This is a genomic window from Rhodococcus sp. 05-2254-6, from assembly GCF_002258565.1.
Classification (GTDB): domain Bacteria; phylum Actinomycetota; class Actinomycetes; order Mycobacteriales; family Mycobacteriaceae; genus Rhodococcoides.
Genome location: NZ_NOZF01000159.1, coordinates 1 through 17040, shown reverse-complemented (window position 1 = coordinate 17040; position 17040 = coordinate 1). Strand labels below are relative to the sequence as shown.

The 17040-nt window shown below is 64.9% G+C and carries 17 protein-coding genes; 10 read left to right on the top strand and 7 right to left on the bottom strand.

All coding sequences use genetic code 11. The features are described 5' to 3' along the window. Window positions 1-40: 40 nt before the first annotated feature. Entirely contained in the window at window positions 41-823 is a 783-nt protein-coding gene (locus tag CH256_RS22090; protein ID WP_094670562.1) for an alpha/beta fold hydrolase, read from the bottom strand. A 28-nt stretch (window positions 824-851) separates the two neighbouring features. Next, the gene (locus CH256_RS22085) at window positions 852-1784 is read right to left on the bottom strand and encodes an oxygenase MpaB family protein (protein ID WP_094670561.1); all 933 of its coding nucleotides are present in this window, start codon (window positions 1782-1784) and stop codon (window positions 852-854) included. A gap of 23 nt (window positions 1785-1807) precedes the next feature. Here CH256_RS22085 and CH256_RS22080 point away from each other — a divergent pair, with 23 nt between their 5' ends. From CH256_RS22080 to CH256_RS22070, 3 genes are read left to right on the top strand one after another with little or no spacing between them, the layout of a single operon-like run. Further along, the gene (locus CH256_RS22080) at window positions 1808-2380 is read left to right on the top strand and encodes a TetR/AcrR family transcriptional regulator (protein WP_094670560.1); all 573 of its coding nucleotides are present in this window, start codon (window positions 1808-1810) and stop codon (window positions 2378-2380) included. 27 nt (window positions 2381-2407) lie between these two features. Next, entirely contained in the window at window positions 2408-2668 is a 261-nt protein-coding gene (locus tag CH256_RS22075) for an acyl-CoA-binding protein (protein WP_032379982.1), read from the top strand. A gap of 48 nt (window positions 2669-2716) precedes the next feature. After that, a complete protein-coding gene (locus tag CH256_RS22070) occupies window positions 2717-5083 on the top strand; it encodes an FdhF/YdeP family oxidoreductase (protein WP_094670559.1) in 2367 nt (788 codons plus the stop codon). Between the two features lie 8 nt (window positions 5084-5091). Here CH256_RS22070 and CH256_RS22065 read toward each other — a convergent pair whose 3' ends face one another. The 3 genes from CH256_RS22065 to CH256_RS22055 are packed head-to-tail and all read right to left on the bottom strand — an operon-like array spanning window position 5092 to window position 7112. Beyond that, entirely contained in the window at window positions 5092-5298 is a 207-nt protein-coding gene (locus CH256_RS22065; protein WP_094670558.1) for a hypothetical protein, read from the bottom strand. Further along, a complete protein-coding gene (locus CH256_RS22060; RefSeq protein ID WP_256980826.1) occupies window positions 5295-5930 on the bottom strand; it encodes a GntR family transcriptional regulator in 636 nt (211 codons plus the stop codon). Before CH256_RS22060 ends, CH256_RS22065 begins: the two co-directional genes overlap by 4 nt. A gap of 6 nt (window positions 5931-5936) precedes the next feature. After that, window positions 5937-7112: an acyl-CoA dehydrogenase family protein gene (locus CH256_RS22055; protein WP_068050470.1), complete on the bottom strand. Its 1176-nt coding sequence runs from the start codon at window positions 7110-7112 to the stop codon at window positions 5937-5939. Between the two features lie 102 nt (window positions 7113-7214). Between CH256_RS22055 and CH256_RS22050 the strand changes: the two genes are divergently transcribed. Together CH256_RS22050 and CH256_RS22045 are read left to right on the top strand one after the other, a co-directional pair. Continuing rightward, on the top strand, window positions 7215-8732 hold the full coding sequence (locus CH256_RS22050) for an aldehyde dehydrogenase family protein (RefSeq protein WP_373454861.1): 1518 nt from the start codon (window positions 7215-7217) through the stop codon (window positions 8730-8732). 2 nt (window positions 8733-8734) lie between these two features. Further along, window positions 8735-9631: an oxygenase MpaB family protein gene (locus tag CH256_RS22045; protein WP_094670555.1), complete on the top strand. Its 897-nt coding sequence runs from the start codon at window positions 8735-8737 to the stop codon at window positions 9629-9631. Window positions 9632-9643: 12 nt separating this feature from the next. On the opposite strand, the gene CH256_RS22040 is transcribed toward CH256_RS22045, so the two are convergent. Further along, window positions 9644-10831 (bottom strand): TetR/AcrR family transcriptional regulator, encoded by a 1188-nt coding sequence (locus CH256_RS22040; RefSeq protein WP_094670554.1) that lies wholly within the window; start codon window positions 10829-10831, stop codon window positions 9644-9646. A 188-nt stretch (window positions 10832-11019) separates the two neighbouring features. Here CH256_RS22040 and fadD5 point away from each other — a divergent pair, with 188 nt between their 5' ends. The 5 genes from fadD5 (at window position 11020) to CH256_RS22015 (ending at window position 15555) form a co-directional block, all read left to right on the top strand. Beyond that, entirely contained in the window at window positions 11020-12576 is a 1557-nt protein-coding gene (gene fadD5 / locus CH256_RS22035) for a fatty-acid--CoA ligase FadD5 (RefSeq protein WP_094670553.1), read from the top strand. Window positions 12577-12822: 246 nt separating this feature from the next. After that, a complete protein-coding gene (mihF, locus tag CH256_RS22030; RefSeq protein WP_008712632.1) occupies window positions 12823-13137 on the top strand; it encodes an integration host factor, actinobacterial type in 315 nt (104 codons plus the stop codon). 67 nt (window positions 13138-13204) lie between these two features. Next, window positions 13205-13687, top strand: a complete 483-nt coding sequence (locus tag CH256_RS22025) for a cation:proton antiporter regulatory subunit (protein ID WP_094638737.1) — start codon at window positions 13205-13207, stop codon at window positions 13685-13687. Window positions 13688-13707: 20 nt separating this feature from the next. After that, window positions 13708-14880 (top strand): cation:proton antiporter, encoded by a 1173-nt coding sequence (locus tag CH256_RS22020; RefSeq protein ID WP_094638738.1) that lies wholly within the window; start codon window positions 13708-13710, stop codon window positions 14878-14880. Between the two features lie 12 nt (window positions 14881-14892). After that, window positions 14893-15555, top strand: a complete 663-nt coding sequence (locus CH256_RS22015; RefSeq protein WP_179272177.1) for a GntR family transcriptional regulator — start codon at window positions 14893-14895, stop codon at window positions 15553-15555. Window positions 15556-15614: 59 nt separating this feature from the next. On the opposite strand, the gene CH256_RS22010 is transcribed toward CH256_RS22015, so the two are convergent. After that, on the bottom strand, window positions 15615-17040 hold a 1426-nt coding region (locus CH256_RS22010; RefSeq protein ID WP_094670552.1), incomplete at its 5' end, for a 3-hydroxyacyl-CoA dehydrogenase family protein.

Sequence of the window (17040 nt, the reverse complement as noted above, 5' to 3'; positions counted from 1 at the left end):
AACTCGACTCCTGCTACGAGGTTCCGCGCACATGGGAGCGTCAGCGACCCGTTCCCCGCAGGATGACTCGCGCGGTCTCGGTCGGCTGATCCCAGTGCGGGAAGTGTCCGCATTTGTCGAACCAGTGCAGGGTGGCGTCGGGGAATCGCTTCAACGCCACTGTGGCCTGGCTGGGTGTGGTGACCTTGTCCTGACGGCCCCAGCCGATGAGCAGCGAGCCCTGCAGGGAACCTTTCGGGGAACCCTGTTGCTTCGGCCCGTGGATCAGCGCCTTGCGTGCGGCGTCGAGCGAAGGTGATGTCTTGGTGGAGAAACCCTTCAGCTCCTGCTCGACCAGCCCACTCGGAAGTTTCCAGGGCGCGGCCGAGAACTGCGCCAGTGCAGCAGTTCTGGTGACCGGGTTACCGGCCAGGAACGGCACGAGCGGCTGCACGTTCTTCATCAGTGCCAACGACGCGGTGATCGTGGCTCCGAAGATCTTGACCTGCCGGTCGTTCCAGAACCCGCCGGGATCGAGCGCCACCATCGAGCCTCGGTGACCGCGGCGGGCCAGTTCGACGACCATGCGCGCACCCATCGAGCTTCCGACGAGATCGGCGTCGGAGAGACCTTCGTTGTCGAGAAATTCCCGCAACGCGTCGGTCAACGACGCGATGGAGACCTCGGGCAGCGGCGGAGTCTTTCCGAACCCGGGCAGGTCGAGGGCGATGACCTCACGATGTTTGGCGAGGGCGGGGACGATCGGGTCCCAGTTTCCGTGAGAGGACCCGAGCCCGTGGACGAGGACGATCGGGGTTCCGCTTCCGGTTCTGACACTGTGCATACCGGCGTTGTACCCCGAGCGCGCCGATCTACACCTTGGGGCTGTAGTGCGAGGGGTCCGATCGCCGCTCCACGGGCGGCAGATTGCGGGCCGGTGTGTGCACCAACGGTGCCGTTCTCGGGGTTCGGCCCTTGACACGATCCCATCCCGCGCGGCCTCGCGGGTGCAGTCGCCGTCGTGGCGGAACCAACCCGAACACCAGGTTCACTGCCTTGCCGAACAACGCCAGGCGCTTCTCGTCCCGCTCGGACCAGCTGTAGCCGAGGAGCGTGCGTACCGGCTCGTCGTAGAGCCCGACGGTGATCCAGACGAACAGCCTCGCCACCGGACGCCGGAACACGGCCCAGATCGGCTCGGGCAGCCAGGCCGCATACGGCGGTGGTCCCAGCTTCGACAGGTCCAGCACCCCGCGGGCGGCCATGTTGTCCTCCAACACGTGTCGGCACATGTGATCCCAGTACTGCTGGAACTCCGGCCAGGTGGCAGGCACCGACCGCATGCTCATGCCGTAGAGGCGGTACCACTGCACGTGCTCGTCGAACAGCTGCACCTTCTGAGCCTCGGTCAGCCCGCCCATGAAGTGGCCTGCAGTGAGCACCGTGCCCATGAAGAAGGTGGCGTGCGCCCAGTAGAACGTGTCGGGATCGAGCGCGTGGTACTTGCGGCCCTTGGAGTCGATTCCCTTGATGTTCGTGTGATAGCCGCGGACCTGCAGTGCGGTCTCCTCGGCCCGATCGCCGTCGAACACGACCCCACCGATGGGGTACAGGGACCGGTACAGCCGCTGCCAGCGCTCGTCGAAGAACGTGGAGTGTTGCTCCACCCCGGCTCCGAGCCCTGGGTGCATGTTCTGCATCGACCCTGCCCAGACGCCCTGCAGCATCCCGCGCCAGTCGCCGAAGTACTTCCAGGTGAGCGAATCCGGACCGAGCGGGACGGGTCGATCGGGCTGACTACGCATGTTGTCAGACTAGGGTTGACAACATGCGTAGTCAACAGTTGGAGGAACGCAGATCCAAGCGCTACGACGCGTTGCTCGCGGCCGGGGTCGAACTCCTCGGCTCTCCGGACGGTCCGGCCGTCAACGTGCGGGCCGTCTGCCGTACCGCCGGCCTGACCGAGCGGTACTTCTACGAGAGCTTCTCCGACCGGGACGCCTTCGTCCGCGCGGTGTACGCGTGGGTCGGCACCAGAGCACAGGGCGCCTTGCTCGACGCCGTGATGCAGGCGAGCACTGCCGAGGACACCATCGCCGCGCCGGTACGCGTATTCGTCGAACTCATCATCGACGAACCGCGAACCGGACGGGTGCTGCTCATCGCGCCGTTGGCCGAACCGGCACTGAGCCGACGCGGCCTCGATCTCCTGCCCGGCTTCGTCGAACTAGTGCACTCCCAACTGCCCGACACCGACGATCGACAGCTGATCGCCGTCGGAACCGTCGGGGCGCTGACGGCCCTGTTCATCGGCTATCTCGACGGCACGCTCACCGTCACCCGCGAAGCCCTCGTGGCGCACTGCATTCGGCTGATCTCCGAAGCCTCCGTGCGAGGATGACGCCACCTCTAACCGAAGGAGTTCTTCATGTCCGATCTCGACCAGTCGTTCGCCGACGCGCAGGTAGACGTCAAGAAGCTCACGTCCAAGCCGAGCAACGACGACCTACTGAGCCTGTACTCGCTCTACAAGCAGGGTTCGATCGGTGACGCCTCGGGTAAGCGGCCCGGACGACTGGACATGGTGAACCGAGCGAAGTTCGATGCCTGGGCGAAGCTCGAAGGTACGAGCCAGGATTCGGCGAAGCAGCAGTACGTGGATCTGGTGACCAAGCTCCTCGCCGGCTGAGCCAACGGCTATGGTCGAGTGCGGGGGTAACGCAACGAAGGGACCCGCATGAGACGCACCGACAGCGACGTCGACGAGGCCGAGCTCGACATCGAAAAGCCGAAGACCCACGCGGCAGGCCCCGTCGCCGTCGCAGTGTCGATGAAGCGAGCGCTCGGGCACATGGGCCCGAAGCGCACCGCGCAGACGCTGCTCAAGCTCAATCAGGCCGAGGGTTTCGACTGCATGAGCTGCGCGTGGCCCGACCCTGATCCGGGCCACCGGCACGCGGCGGAATTCTGCGAGAACGGCGCGAAGGCCGTTGCCGAGGAAGCGACGACGACGCGGGCGACGCCGGAGTTCTTCGCGCAGCACAGCATTGCCGAACTCGACAGTCACACCGAGCACTGGCTGGGCCAGCAGGGCCGGATCACGCACCCGATGATCAAGCTGCCCGGCGGCAGCCATTACGAGCCCATCGAGTGGGACGACGCATTCCGCCTGATCGGCGACGAACTGAAGTCTCTCGCGAGTCCCGACGAGGCCATCTTCTACACCTCGGGTCGCGCCTCGAACGAGTCCGCGTTCACCTATCAGCTCTTCGCCCGGGCGTTCGGCACGAACAACATGCCCGACTGTTCCAACATGTGTCACGAGTCGACGTCCATCGCGCTGCAGGAGTCCATCGGCATCGGCAAGGCCAGCGTCACGCTCGACGACGTCCACACTGCCGAGCTGATCATCCTCGCCGGTCAGAATCCCGGAACCAATCATCCCCGTATGCTCTCGGCCCTCGAGATGGCCAAGCAGAACGGCGCAAAGATTCTGTCCATCAACCCACTTCGCGAAGCGGGTCTGCTCAACTTCAAGAACCCGCAGACCCCGCGCGGCATGGTCGGCCCGGGAACGGACCTGTCGGATCTGCACCTGCCGATCAAGCTCAACGGCGACCTCGCACTCTTCCAGGCCATCGGCTCACTGCTGGTGAAGTGGGATGCACTCGATCACGAGTTCCTCGACAACTACACCGTCGGCTTCGACGCATGGAAGGCGCATGTCGCCGAGGTCGACTGGGATCTCGTCACCGAGGTGACCGGATTGTCGGTTGCGCAGATCACCGAGGCAGCCGAGATGTTGCGCGACTCCAAGGCCACGGTCTACTGCTGGGCCATGGGTCTGACGCAGCACCGCAATGCCGTCGCGACCATCAAGGAAGTCACCAATCTCGCGTTCGCACAGGGCAACATCGGCCGAGCAGGTGCCGGACTGCTACCGGTGCGCGGCCACTCGAACGTGCAGGGCGACCGCACGATGGGTATCTGGGAACGCCCTCCGGTGAAGTTCCTCGACGCGATGGCGGCGGAGTTCGACTTCGAGCCGCCGCGCGAGCACGGCTTGGACACCGTCGATTCCATCCGGGCCATGCGCGACGGCAAGGCGCATTTCTTCCTCGGACTCGGCGGCAACTTCGTCCAGGCGACACCGGACAGTGACGTCACCTTCGAGGCGCTGCGCAAGATGCGGATGACGGTGCAGATCTCCACCAAGATCAACCGCTCGCACCTCGTGTGCGGTGAGACGTCGATCATCCTGCCGACCCTGGGCCGCACCGAGAAGGACGTGCAAGCCAGTGGTGAGCAATGGGTCTCGGTCGAGGACTCCACGTGCTCGGTGCATTCCTCGCGCGGACCGCTGAAGCCCGCGAGCGAGTTCCTTCGTTCCGAGGTCGCGATCGTCAGCGGCATCGCAGAGGCGACACTCGGCGACCGCTACGGTCTCGATTGGAGAGGCTTCCGCGACGACTACCGCAACATCCGCAAGCACATCTCCCGCGTCGTCGCCGGTTGCGAGGGTTACGAGGTCAATGTTCGACGCCCCGGCGGCTTCGTGCTTCCGCACCCGCCCCGCGACAGCCGGACATTCGAGACCAAGAGTGGCCGAGGCGAATTCGCGGTGTCACCGATCGATGTGCTGCAGGTTCCGCCGGGCCATCTGATCCTGCAGACGCTGCGTAGCCACGATCAGTTCAACACCACGATCTACGGCCTCAGCGATCGGTACCGCGGGATCGAGAACGGCCGACGCGTCATCTTCGTGCACCGCGAGGACATCTCGGCCCTCGGTTTCCGCAACGGTGACATGGTCGATCTCGTCACCAAGTGGGACGACGACGACGTGGATCGCTGCGCGCCGTCGTTCCGCATCGTCGAGTACGACACCCCGCGGGGATCGGCTGCTGCGTACTATCCCGAGACCAATCCGTTGATCCCGTTGGATTCGACTGCGCTGCAGAGCAACTGCCCCACCTCGAAGTCGGTGATCATCTCGATGGTTCCGGCGGGGACGGGTGTGCAGGGAACCTCGAACGGTCATCAGGACAACGAGGGTTCGGACGAGGGGCACAAGTCGCACCCGCAGCCGCATCACCTGAGCTGAGGCTCGTACTAGACCAGTGCTCGACCCGAACGCATCAGACGCTCGACATCGCGCAGCAGGATGTTGAACGGAAATGCTCGCACGACGGGCGGCAACACCCGGTTGAGCAGGGACGCGCTGCGCAGCAACAGCGCAAACCGTCTCTGCTCGACCGGGTCCCAAGGTAACTCGAGCCCGGTCATGGACTTGCGCAGAAAATCCGGATCGCCGGTCACGACGGCGTCGATTCCGCACCGATGTCCCACTGCCGGAACTGTCGACGCATCACGTCGTCGGCGGCCTCGACGTCGCGTCGCGCAAAGGCCTCGATCAGTTCTTCGTGACTGCGCACTGCATCTTCACCCCATCGCTTGTCGGTCGCGTACAACCGCGGCGTGTATCTGACCGCACCGAGGAGGAACCACGCCAACTTGGTTCCGCCTGCGATCTTGTTCACGAATCGATGGAACTCGAACTCGTAGTACTCAACCGATTCGGTATCCGAGCGGGCCACGGCGTCACGGAGACCGTCGTTGAGTGCGGTCAGCCGATCCAGATGCTCGGGTGTGATGCTGCGAGCGGCCCGACCGGCGAGTGTGCCGGCGATGGTCCCCTGCAGCCAGAAGATGTCGTCCACATCCTGGCGCGAGAGCTCACCGACGCGGTAGCCGCGTCGAGGCACCTGCTCGACGAGCCCTTCGCCGCGCAGCGAAACGAGTGCTTCCCGTACCGGAGTGGCACTGACGCCCAACTCCGCCGCCGTCTCGTCGATTCGCACGAATGTCCCTGGCTCGAGCGCACCCGTGACGATCTGCTGGCGAATACTGGCGGCGACATCCTCCGCGAGCTGTGGGCGACGACGCAACACGATGACCTACAGTCCGTACGTCTTGCCGATTATGTCGCGCTGAATCTCGTTGGTACCGCCGTAGATCGAGGACACGAGAGTGGTCCTGACATGCTTTTCCATGTCGAACTCGGTGGCGTAGCCGTAGCCACCCATCATCTGCATGCCTTCGAGCGCCACCTTCTTGGCGGTCTCGGTGAGCTTGAGCTTGGCCATCGACGCCTCGCGCGGGAAGAGCTTCGTCGGATTCTCGTCGACCAACCGAGCCACGTGGTAGACCAGCAGCCGGCCGCACTCGATCTCGGTGGCCAGATCGGCAATGCGATGCCTCAGTGCCTGGAACGTTCCGACGGGCCGTCCGAATTGCTGTCGCTGGGTGATGAAGTCGAGTGTGTCTTCGAATGCTCGTTGCGCCGTGCCGAGCATCATCGCCGCGAGAATGAGGCGCTCGATGTTCAGACCGGTCATCAGCTGAGACCACCCCTGCCCTTCCACCCCGACCACCGCGTCCTCGGGCAGCGCGCAGTCGGTGAAGTACAGGTCGTTGACTTCCTTGCCGCCCATCGTGTCGATGCCGACGATGTTCAGGCCCTCGACATCGGCCGGAACGTCGAACATCGTCAGGCCTTCGTGCTTCCCACCCTCTCTGCCTCCCTGGGTCGCTCCGCCGGCTCCGCTCCTGCCGGTGCGTGCGACGAGCAGGATCCGATCGGCGAAGTGCGCGTTGGAGCACCAGGTCTTCTGGCCGTTGATCAGCCAGCCGGTGTCGGTCTTCTCGGCGCGGCAGCTGAGGTTGCCGACGTCCGAGCCCGCCTCGGGCTCGGACATCGAGATCGAATAGCTCCGCCCGGCGACGATGCCGCCGAGAACGGTCTCCTTCTGTGTGGGTGTGCCGAATTTCTCGTAGGCCGCGCCGGTGATCAGGGTGGGTCCGATGCCGCCGATGGGAGCCATGGCCTTGGCAGATTCTTCGAGCAGTATGCACAGGTCGACGGTGCTGCCGCCCGCCCCGCCATGCTCCTCGGAAATGATCGCACCCAACCAGCCCAGCTCGGCCATCTTGTCGTAGAGCGCCTGATTGTGGGTGTGCTTCCCGTGCTCGGTGAGCGCGTCCCGCTGGGCGCGGGTGCCGGCCTCCTTGGCGCAGAAGGACGCGACAGCCTGGGCGAACGCGGTCTGTTCCTGGGTGAGATCGATACTCATGAATCGGCTCCTGCACATCGAGGCTGCGGGGGTTGTAGCAACCGAATCGGACGCATAGTGTGTCCTGGACAACATTGAATCACATCAAATATATGTGATGCGATCCGCTGGAGGATAGAGCCCGTGACGGACCAGATCGAACGAACGAACGAGAGCACCTTCGAAAGCCTCGACCCCAGAACAGGTGTCGCGCTCGCCACGTATCCGATCGCGGGCACCGCAGAGGTCGACGTCGCCGTCGCTCGCGCCCGGTCGGCCGCGCGCTGGTGGGACGTGCAGGGTTTTGTCGGACGCAAACGGTGGCTGCTCGAATTCAAGTCCGCCATCGCCAAGGACGCCGCGAGCCTCGCTACCGTCATCGCCGCCGAAACCGGCAAGCCGGACGAGGACTCTCTGCTCGAGGTCATGCTCGGCGTCGAACACCTCGACTGGGCGGCCCGCAACGCCGAGAAGATCCTGCGGCAACGCAAGGTCGGATCGGGTCTGCTCGCGGTGAACCAGAAGGCCTACGTCGGGTACCGCCCGTTCGGTGTCGTCGGAGTGATCGGCCCCTGGAACTACCCGCTCTACACACCGATGGGTTCGATCGCGTACGCCCTCGCGGCAGGCAACACCGTCGTGTTCAAACCGAGCGAACTGACGCCTGGCGTCGGGACCTGGTTGGCCGAGAAGTGGCAGTCGCTGGCCGCTCCGCACCCGGTGTTCCAGACGATCACCGGCGACGGATCCACCGGCACCGCCCTCGTCGAATCCGGTGTCGACAAGATCGCGTTCACCGGATCCACCGCCACGGCCAAGAAGGTCATGGCCACCTGCGCGAAGTCGCTGACCCCACTCGTCGCCGAGTGCGGCGGCAAGGACGCGATGCTCGTCGACGCAGACGCGGACATCACTGCCGCAGTGGAATTCGCGACGTTCGGTGCGATGGGCAACGCCGGGCAGACCTGCGCGGGCGTCGAACGCATCTACGTCGCGGCGCCGGTGTACGACCGATTCGTCGGCGAGTTCACCGCCGCGGTGAGGGCACTGAAGCCCGGCGGAACGAAGACCTCGTCCTACGGTCCGATGACGCTGGGTAAGCAGAGCGACATCGTGCGCGGCCAGATCGAGGACGCTCTGGCCAAGGGCGGCAAGGCGGTCGTCGGCGGACTCGACTCGTTGCACGGTCCGTACATCGACCCGGTGGTTCTCACCGGCGTACCCGAGGATTCGACGGCGATCACCGAGGAGACCTTCGGTCCGACCGTGGTGGTCAACAAGGTGCGCGATCTGGACGAGGCCATCGAACGCGCCAACGCGTCCAAGTACGGACTCGGCGCATCGGTGTTCACCCAGGACGGAGCGGTGGGCAGACGCGCCGCCGAGAAGCTCGATTGTGGTGTCGTGACGGTCAATTCGGTGCTCGGCTTCGCCGGTGTTCCGGCGCTGCCGTTCGGCGGCACGGGCGACTCGGGATTCGGCCGCATCCACGGTGCCGACGGCCTCCGTGAGTTCAGCACCGTGAAATCGTTGACCGTGCAGAGTTTTGCAGCTCCGGTCAATCTGCTGACGATGAAGCGCAAAGCGCGAAACATGAAGCTGTCCGTGCTGGCGCTCAAGCTTCGTCACGGACGGGGCTGACCATGGACATCAAGCCGAAGAAGGGGCGCTTCGGCTGGCTCCGCCGCATCGAGGAACTCGACCCGGTGCGGGACTGCCACACGATCCACCGCATCACCGCCGGCTACGAGTTTCCGTGGGACTACCAGCGTGCACTGGAATTCGCGTTGTTCCGTACCTACTGTGTGCCGACCATCTCGGCACTGTTGGTCAGGACCGGCGAATTCGAGAACAGGCCGCAGAAGCGCTACGACGACACCGCGCTGCTGATGGCCGAATTGCTCGAGCACGGATACGACTCCGAGCGGGGCCGCGAATCGCTTCGGATGGTCAACCGGATGCACGGGCAGTTCGACATCTCGAACGACGACATGCTCTACGTGTTGACGACGTTCATCTACGAGCCGATCGAGTGGATCGACACCTACGGATGGCGTCGCCTGCATCCGAAGGAACGACTCGCAACGTTCCACTTCTACTGCGAAGTGGGAAAGCGGATGGGAATCAAGAACATTCCCTCCTCGTACACCGAGCTCGCGCAGTTCAAGCTCGACTACGAGGAGCGCACGTTCCGCTTCAGCGAGGACAACCGACGGATCGGCACGTACACCCTCGAGCTGTACTGCTCGTGGTACCCCGCCGCGCTCACCCCCGCCGTGAAACAGGCAGTCTTCGCATTGCTGGACGACAGGATGGCGGGTGCCTTCGGCTTCCCGTCCGGCTCGGCGACGATCGAGCGGGCCGCCGTACGGGCTCTGCGTGCCCGAGCCCGGGTGGAGCGGTTCCTGCCCAAGCGGACTCACTCGCGGGCCACCGCCGACGCGTCGAACAAGACCTACCCCGGTTATCCCGTCGGCTACCGCCCTCGGGATCTGGGAGCTGGTGCCTGCCCGTACACCGCCGTGGCCACGCCTGCCTGAGTCCGGCGGCGATCACCCCAGCAGTACCGCTGTCATCGTCTGCTGCACACGGGCCATGGTTCGGTCGGAGCGCTCGAACCGCACCGTGCGACCGACGTCGAAGACCGACCCGAGAGCGGCGTGGATCAGAAATTTCGAGACCACCACGCTCGTGTTCGGCCGTGCTTCCCGCAGTAGTTGCGCCCAGCCGTCGATGTTGTGGCGCTGAATTCTGCGCAGCGTCGTCCGCCGATCGGCCGGCAGATTTCCGATCTCGGCGAAGTACACGGCCACGAGTTCGCCCTGCCTGAAGGTCAATTCGGTGTACAGCCTGGCGAACGTCCGCACCGCGTCGACCGGGGAGCTCGATTGCTCGAGCGCACCGGCGAGGGTGTCGGTGAGCTGGTCGTTGGCACGGTGCAACGCAGCCTCGAGCAGTTCGGCCTTGCTGGGGAAATAGCGGTACACACTGGAGGCAGTGATCGACGCCGCTGCGCCGATGTCGTCCAGGCCCACCTCGTGGTAGCCGTGCAGGTAGAACAGCCTGATCGAATGATGCAGCAGCTCTTCGCGCTTCGATGCATGCTCGAGAACGGATTCGCGGTGAGGAGATGCGCTGCCCTGCTGCGGAAGTTCGGTCCACAGAACCGACCGTGCGGCAGCGAGCATCGACTCCTCGATCTGCTTGGCCGACAACGCCGATCGATGCGCGGTGATGCTGGCGACCACACTGATTGCCGCGGTGGCCAGCAGCGCTGCATCGGATTCGGACAGATCGGGGCGAAGCTGTCGCAGCGGGACCGTCACCCGCTCGTGCACCGTTCGCAGCGCTCGGCGTAAGTACTCACGGTCCGAACCGACGAGATAGCGCCCCTCCCATCGATACAACCCACCGGTGCGCCGATTGTCGAGGGTGGTGGCGATGATGGCACCGATGACCGCGTCGATCCGAGCCTGCGGATCCTCCACATCGATGACGGCCGGATCGGTTGCCGCGACCAACGAGTCGGTCATCCGCGTGACGGTGTGGACGAACAAGGAGTACTTGGTGGGAAAGTGCCGGTACAGCGCAGGCCCGGAAATGCCGACGGTGGCGGCGATGTCCTCGATTCCGACGGGGTGATAGCCGCGCTCGCTGAAGGCCTCGGCCGCGGCCACCAGAATCTGCGCCTTTCGATTCCGTGGCCGACGCCGCTGCGCCGTCGTACCTGTCTCGTTCATCGCCTGCCCTTGCACCGCCGGTCGTCTCGATTCCCCATAGTAGCGGCATCGATGCGAATGATCGCAAACTTATTGCAGTGCTGAGCTGCAGAAATGCAGTCGACGAAGCTCCGGACAAAGCAGTGCCCGATCTGTAGGCTGCATCACATTCGATCCCCTGCTCTTACCGCTGACGAGAGGAACCGGCGATGGCCGCTCACCCGAACGAACCCCGGTTGTCCAACCGAAACAACTGGAACAACCACGTTCGACGGCACGCCCTCATGCAGCCCGACGCCGTGGCGCTCCGATTCCAGGGGCGATCGATCTCGTGGCGCGAACTCGACGACCGCGTGTCGAGATGCGCAGGCGTTCTGCAGAGCCGCGGAATCGGATTCGGCGACCGGGTGTTGATCGTGATGCTCAACCGACCCGAGTACCTCGAGGCGGTGCTGGCAATCAACGCGCTCGGGGCTCTGGCGGTGCCGGTGAACTTCCGGATGACTCCGCCCGAGGTGGCCTTTCTCGCGCAGAACAGTGGCTCCACCCTGGTGATCACCGACGACACGCTCACTCCGCTGGCCGAAGCAGTTGTGGCGCAGAGTGATTCACTGAACGGAATCATCACCGTCGGGGACGACTACGAGGCGCTGCTGTCCGCGGCTGAACCGGCGGACACCGTCGACGTTCCGGACGACGCCCCGGCCTTGATCATGTACACCTCGGGTACCACCGGAAGACCCAAGGGCGCGGTCCTCACGCACGCGAACATGCAGGCCCAGGCCTTCACCTGCGTCCGGGCACTGCAGATGAGCGCCACCGACGAGGTCGGTTTCTGCGCCTCACCGATGTTCCACATCGCCGCACTCGGCAGTCTCGCGCCGAGCCTGCTGCTCGGCATTCCCACCGTCGTCCACCCGGTCGGTGCGTTCGATCCGGGCACCCTGCTCGACGTACTCGCCGCCGAGGGTGTCACCAATCTCTTCCTCGTCCCCGTGCAATGGCAGGCGATGTGCGCGGAGCAGGCCGCGAACCCGAGAGAACTTGCCCTGCGGGTCATTTCCTGGGGTGCCGCCCCGGCCTCCGACACCGTCCTGCGCGCGATGTCGACAACGTTCCCGGGAGCGCTCAACGTCGCGGTCTTCGGGCAGACGGAGATGTCGCCCATCACCTGCGTGCTCGACGGCGTCGACGCCCTGCGCAAACTCGGCTCCGTCGGACGCGTCATCCCGACCATCGCCGCGCGCGTCGTCGACGACGAGATGAACGACGTGGCGCAGGGCGAGATCGGCGAAATCGTCTATCGAGGGCCCACATTGATGCAGGGCTACTGGGAGAACCCGGACGCGACGGCGGACGCATTCCACGGCGGCTGGTTCCACTCCGGCGACCTCGTACGCCAGGACGAGGAAGGCTTCGTGTTCGTCGTCGACCGCAAGAAGGACATGATCATCTCCGGCGGCGAGAACATCTACTGCGCCGAAGTCGAGAACGTCCTGTTCTCCCACCCCCGAATTCTCGAGGCCGCGGTGATCGGCCGCCCCGACGACAGATGGGGTGAGGTGCCCGTCGCGGTGGTCGCACTGCACGATTCGCCCGGCACCCCGGACCTGACACTCGACGAGCTTCTCGTGTGGCTCGGCGACCATCTCGCGCGGTTCAAACACCCCAAGGATCTGGTCGTCGTCGACGCCCTCCCGCGCAACGCGAGCGGCAAGGTGGTCAAGGTCGCACTCCGGAAGACCTACTCGCCGGCACCTGCCTGAAAGGCGGGCAGGGAGGCGTCGAACATGCCCGGTACACGACGCCCTTCGCGAGCCGACACGGGGCCGAAGTGCTGGTCGGGGCACACCCCGAATCGGATAGGACGTAGCCTGGCTGGGAAGGTTCGGTGGCTCGACCGGAATGACAGTCGTGTTGTTCGGTTAGATTGGGAGAGCCACCAGGCACGATGCAAGAGGGTCGAGACCTGTCAACGAGCGACGGGTCACCACAATCGAGGAGAACAGGCCATGGCTTTACCAGTATTGACACCGGAACAGCGCACCGCGGCGCTGGCCAAGGCGGCCGAGGCACGCACTGCGCGGTCGAAGCTGCTCGCATCCGTCAAGTCCGGCGAACTCAGCGTCGCTGACGTTCTCGCCAAGGCGGAGAACGACGAGATCGTCAAGAAGACCAAGGTGTCCGCCCTGATCAAGGCCCTGCCGGGTGTTGGTTCCGTGCGCGCCGCACAGCTGCTCGAGCAGCTGTCCATCGCCGATACCCGCCGTATCGGTGGCCTCGGTGCAAACCAGCGCGAAGCCCTCCTGGCTGCCGTCGCATCCTGATCGACCTGGGTCGGGCTCACACCCGATCCGGCGATAATGCGTTGCCTGCAGGGCTAGCATTTCGACCATGAACGTCGAAGTGACCCTGCTGCCGGGAATCGGGGTGCGGAAGGATTTCGCCCTCGCTTCCGGGCGTCGCATAGGCGTCATCACCCGCAAGGACGGCGCGAACGAGTTGATCGTCTCGCGCAAGGACGACCCCGATGCGACGCAGGAATCCATCACGTTGAGCAATGAGGAAGCGGCGGCTCTGGGCAATCTGCTCGGGTCGCCGCAACTCATCGCTCAGCTCGGGGAACAGCATCGCGACCTCCCCGGCATCAACACCCGCCAGCTCCCCGTCAGGAAGGGCTCGCGTTTCGACGGCCGCCCCCTCGGCGATACCGGGATGCGCACCAAGACCGGCGTCTCGATCGTCGCAGTGATGCGCGCGGGCCAAGTACAACCGTCACCCACTCCCGGCTTCACCCTCGTCTCGGGCGATCTGCTGGTCGCCGTCGGAACCGCCGACGGTTTGGACGCAGCTGCCAAGATCCTCGGCAATGCCTGACAATCGTCGGGTCTGACCCGGTGGCCGAGACTGCACTCGCTCTGACCGAACTGGGAGCGGTGTTCTTCGTCCTCGGCCTACTCGCCCGCGTGGCAGGCAAGTTCGGGGTCTCCCCCATTCCGTTCTATCTTCTCGCCGGTCTCGCCTTCGGCAACGGCGGAATCGTCAGCCTCGCCGGCATCGACGAATTCAGTGAGATCGCCAGCGAAATCGGCGTCATCCTGCTGCTGCTCCTGCTCGGACTCGAGTACACCGCCACCGAACTCGTCACCGGACTGCGCCGATCCTGGCTGGCGGGCCTGGTCGACATCGCTCTGAACTTCACTCCGGGCGCAGTGGTGGCACTGATACTCGGCTGGGGCGGCGTCGGAGCACTGGTGATGGGCGGTGTCACCTACATCTCGTCCTCGGGCATCATCGCCAAGGTCCTCACCGACCTCGGCCGGCTCGGCAACCGAGAAACCCCCATCGTGCTCTCCATCCTGGTGTTCGAGGACCTCGCGATGGCCGTCTACCTGCCGATCCTCACCACGGTCCTGATGGGTGCCAGTTTCCTCGGCGGGCTCGAAGCTCTCGGGATCTCCCTGCTGGTGGTCACGATCGTCCTGGTCATCGCTCTGCGCTACGGCAGCTCGGTCTCCTCGCTGCTCGACAGCAAGGACCGTGAGGTCATGCTCCTCAACGTCCTCGGCGCTGCCCTGCTGGTGGCCGGAATCGCGTCGGAACTGCAGGTCTCGGCCGCCGTCGGCGCATTCCTGCTCGGTATCGCGATCTCCGGCTCGACGGCCGCCAACGCCACCCGCGTTCTCGAACCCCTCCGGGATCTGTTCGCAGCGATGTTCTTCGTCGTGTTCGGTCTCGCCACCGATCCGGCAACCATCCCGCCGGTGCTCGGCTGGGCTATCGTCCTGGCGGTCGCCACCGCAGCGACCAAGATCGCGACGGGCTGGTGGGCGGCCAGGCGTCAAGGAATAGGGCGACCGGGCCGACTGCGCGCCGGTGCGGCCCTCGTGGCCCGCGGCGAGTTCTCCATCGTCATCGCCGGGCTGGCCGTGGCCGCGGGAGCCGTCGAGGGCGAGCTGGCTGCTCTGGCCACGGCATACGTGCTGCTGATGGCCATCCTGGGGCCCATCGCGGCCCGAGTCGTCGAACCGGTCGCGAAGGTCCTCCTTCGCACGAAGCCCGCCGTGTGATTGGCTTTCGGAATGGTGGACAAGCGTCGAGCATCGGTTCTGCGCCGACGGCCGCAGCTGTCGGAGGAGGTGGCCAACCACGTCCGGCACCTCGTCATGTCCGGCGAGGTGAGCCCAGGCGACTTCATCCGACTCGACGAGACCGCCGCCGAACTCGGGGTGAGCGTCACTCCGGTTCGCGAGGCACTGCTGACGCTGCGGGGTGAGGGCATCGTCGAACTCGTCCCGCATCGCGGATACAAGGTCTCGCCCCTGACGCCGAGCGACATCGTCGACATCTTCTGGCTGCAGGGCCACATCGCCGCCGAGCTGGTTCGCCGCGCCGCGCCGAAGATCACCGAGGCCGAGCTCGACCGGCTCGCCGAGCTCACCGCCGCACTGTCGGTCGCCGTCGAGAACGGTCGGCCGGAGGACGTCGAGAACTGCGAATTCGAGTTCCACCGAGTCCTCAACCGACTCGCCGAATCCGCGAAACTGGCGTGGTTTCTCAACAACGCCACCCGCTACACACCCACCCGCCTCTACGCCACCGACCGCGACTGGGGCCGAGCGACAGTGCGCAACCACGAGGCCCTCATCGAGGCACTCCTTCGAAACGACATCGACGCCGCCTGCGAATTGATGAAGCAACAATTCACAGACGGCGCCGAGAGGTTGATCGCGCACCGCGGGTGAGCGCTACGCGCATGTGAGTGGAAACTCGTAGCCTGCTACGAGTTTCCGCTCACATGGGGTCAGCGCAGCGAGGCGGGAACCTGGAAGCGATCGCCGTACTTCTTTGCCAATTCGTCTGCACGAGTGACGAATCCGGCCTGACCACCCGGGTAGCCGACGACGTACTGGTGCACGCCGCCCGTCCAGGCGGGGAATCCGATGCCGAAGATCGAGCCGATGTTGGCGTCGGCGGTGGTGTTCAGGACACCCTCGTCGAAGCACTTCTGCGTCTCGATGGCCTCGATGAACAGCATGCGCTCCTTGAGGTCCTCGAACGGAATGTCCGCCGAGCCCGACTTGAACGCATCACGCAGTCCGGGCCACAGTCCGGCGCGCTTGCCGTCCTCGTACTCGTAGAAGCCCGCACCCTTGGCCTTCGACGGACGCTCGAACTCGTCGACCATCTTGTCGATGACGGCACCGGCCGGATCCTCGGGAGGAGTCTGACCCGCGGCGATGAGCGCGTCGTAGGTCTCCTTGCGGATCTTCTGCATCAGGTTGAGCGTGAGCTCGTCCGAGAGCTGCAGCGGCGCAGCCGGGTAACCGGCCTGCAGTCCGGCCTGCTCGATGGTCGACGGCTCGACGCCCTCGCCCAACATCGCGATGGCCTCGTTGATGAACGTGCCGATGACACGCGAGGTGAAGAAGCCGCGACTGTCGTTGACGACGATCGGGGTCTTCTTGATGAGCTGGACCAGGTCGAATGCCTTGGCCAAGGCTGCATCCGACGTCTTCTCGCCGCGAATGATCTCCACCAGCGGCATCTTGTCCACGGGTGAGAAGAAGTGGATGCCGATGAAGTCTTCCTGACGCTTGATGCCCTGAGCGAGGCTCGTGATGGGCAGCGTCGAGGTGTTGGAACCGAGCAGTGCCGTCGGATCGACGAGGTCCTCGATCTCCTGGAACACCTTCTGCTTCAACTCTTCCGACTCGAAGACGGCCTCGATGACGAGGTCTGCGCCTTCGACGTCCTTGGCGTCGGCCGTCGGGTGGATACGGGCCAGCAGAGCGTCGGACTTCTCCTGGGTGGTCTTGCCACGCGAGAGTGCCTTGGCTTCGATCGCCTCGGAGTAGGCCTTGCCCTTCTGAGCCGACTCGATGGCAACGTCCTTGAGCACCACGTCGATTCCGGCCTTGGCACACACGTACGCGATGCCCGCGCCCATCATGCCCGCGCCGAGAACCGCGACCTTGGTGAACGTGGTCTTCTCGATGCCGTCCGGGCGCGACTTGCCGGCGTTGATCGCCTGCAGGTCGAAGAAGAACGCCTGAATCATGTTCTTGGACACCAGACCGGTGACCAACTCGGTGAAGTACCGCGACTCGATGGTGCACGCGTTGTCGAAATCGACCTGCGCACCCTCCACTGCCGCAGCGAGAATCGCGCGCGGAGCCGGCATCGGTGCGCCCTTGATCTGCTTGCGCAGGTTGGACGGGAATGCAGGC

Bases quoted from the DNA above. Each gene is read 5' to 3' on its own strand.
- CH256_RS22090 (WP_094670562.1), bottom strand. From the start codon at position 823: ATGCACAGTGTCAGAACCGGAAGCGGAACCCCGATCGTCCTCGTCCAC.
- CH256_RS22085 (WP_094670561.1), bottom strand. From the start codon at position 1,784: ATGCGTAGTCAGCCCGATCGACCCGTCCCGCTCGGTCCGGATTCGCTC.
- CH256_RS22080 (WP_094670560.1), top strand. From the start codon at position 1,808: ATGCGTAGTCAACAGTTGGAGGAACGCAGATCCAAGCGCTACGACGCG.
- CH256_RS22075 (WP_032379982.1), top strand. From the start codon at position 2,408: ATGTCCGATCTCGACCAGTCGTTCGCCGACGCGCAGGTAGACGTCAAG.
- CH256_RS22070 (WP_094670559.1), top strand. From the start codon at position 2,717: ATGAGACGCACCGACAGCGACGTCGACGAGGCCGAGCTCGACATCGAA.
- CH256_RS22055 (WP_068050470.1), bottom strand. From the start codon at position 7,112: ATGAGTATCGATCTCACCCAGGAACAGACCGCGTTCGCCCAGGCTGTC.
- CH256_RS22045 (WP_094670555.1), top strand. From the start codon at position 8,735: ATGGACATCAAGCCGAAGAAGGGGCGCTTCGGCTGGCTCCGCCGCATC.
- CH256_RS22040 (WP_094670554.1), bottom strand. From the start codon at position 10,831: ATGAACGAGACAGGTACGACGGCGCAGCGGCGTCGGCCACGGAATCGA.
- fadD5 (WP_094670553.1), top strand. From the start codon at position 11,020: ATGGCCGCTCACCCGAACGAACCCCGGTTGTCCAACCGAAACAACTGG.
- mihF (WP_008712632.1), top strand. From the start codon at position 12,823: ATGGCTTTACCAGTATTGACACCGGAACAGCGCACCGCGGCGCTGGCC.
- CH256_RS22025 (WP_094638737.1), top strand. From the start codon at position 13,205: ATGAACGTCGAAGTGACCCTGCTGCCGGGAATCGGGGTGCGGAAGGAT.
- CH256_RS22015 (WP_179272177.1), top strand. From the start codon at position 14,893: ATGGTGGACAAGCGTCGAGCATCGGTTCTGCGCCGACGGCCGCAGCTG.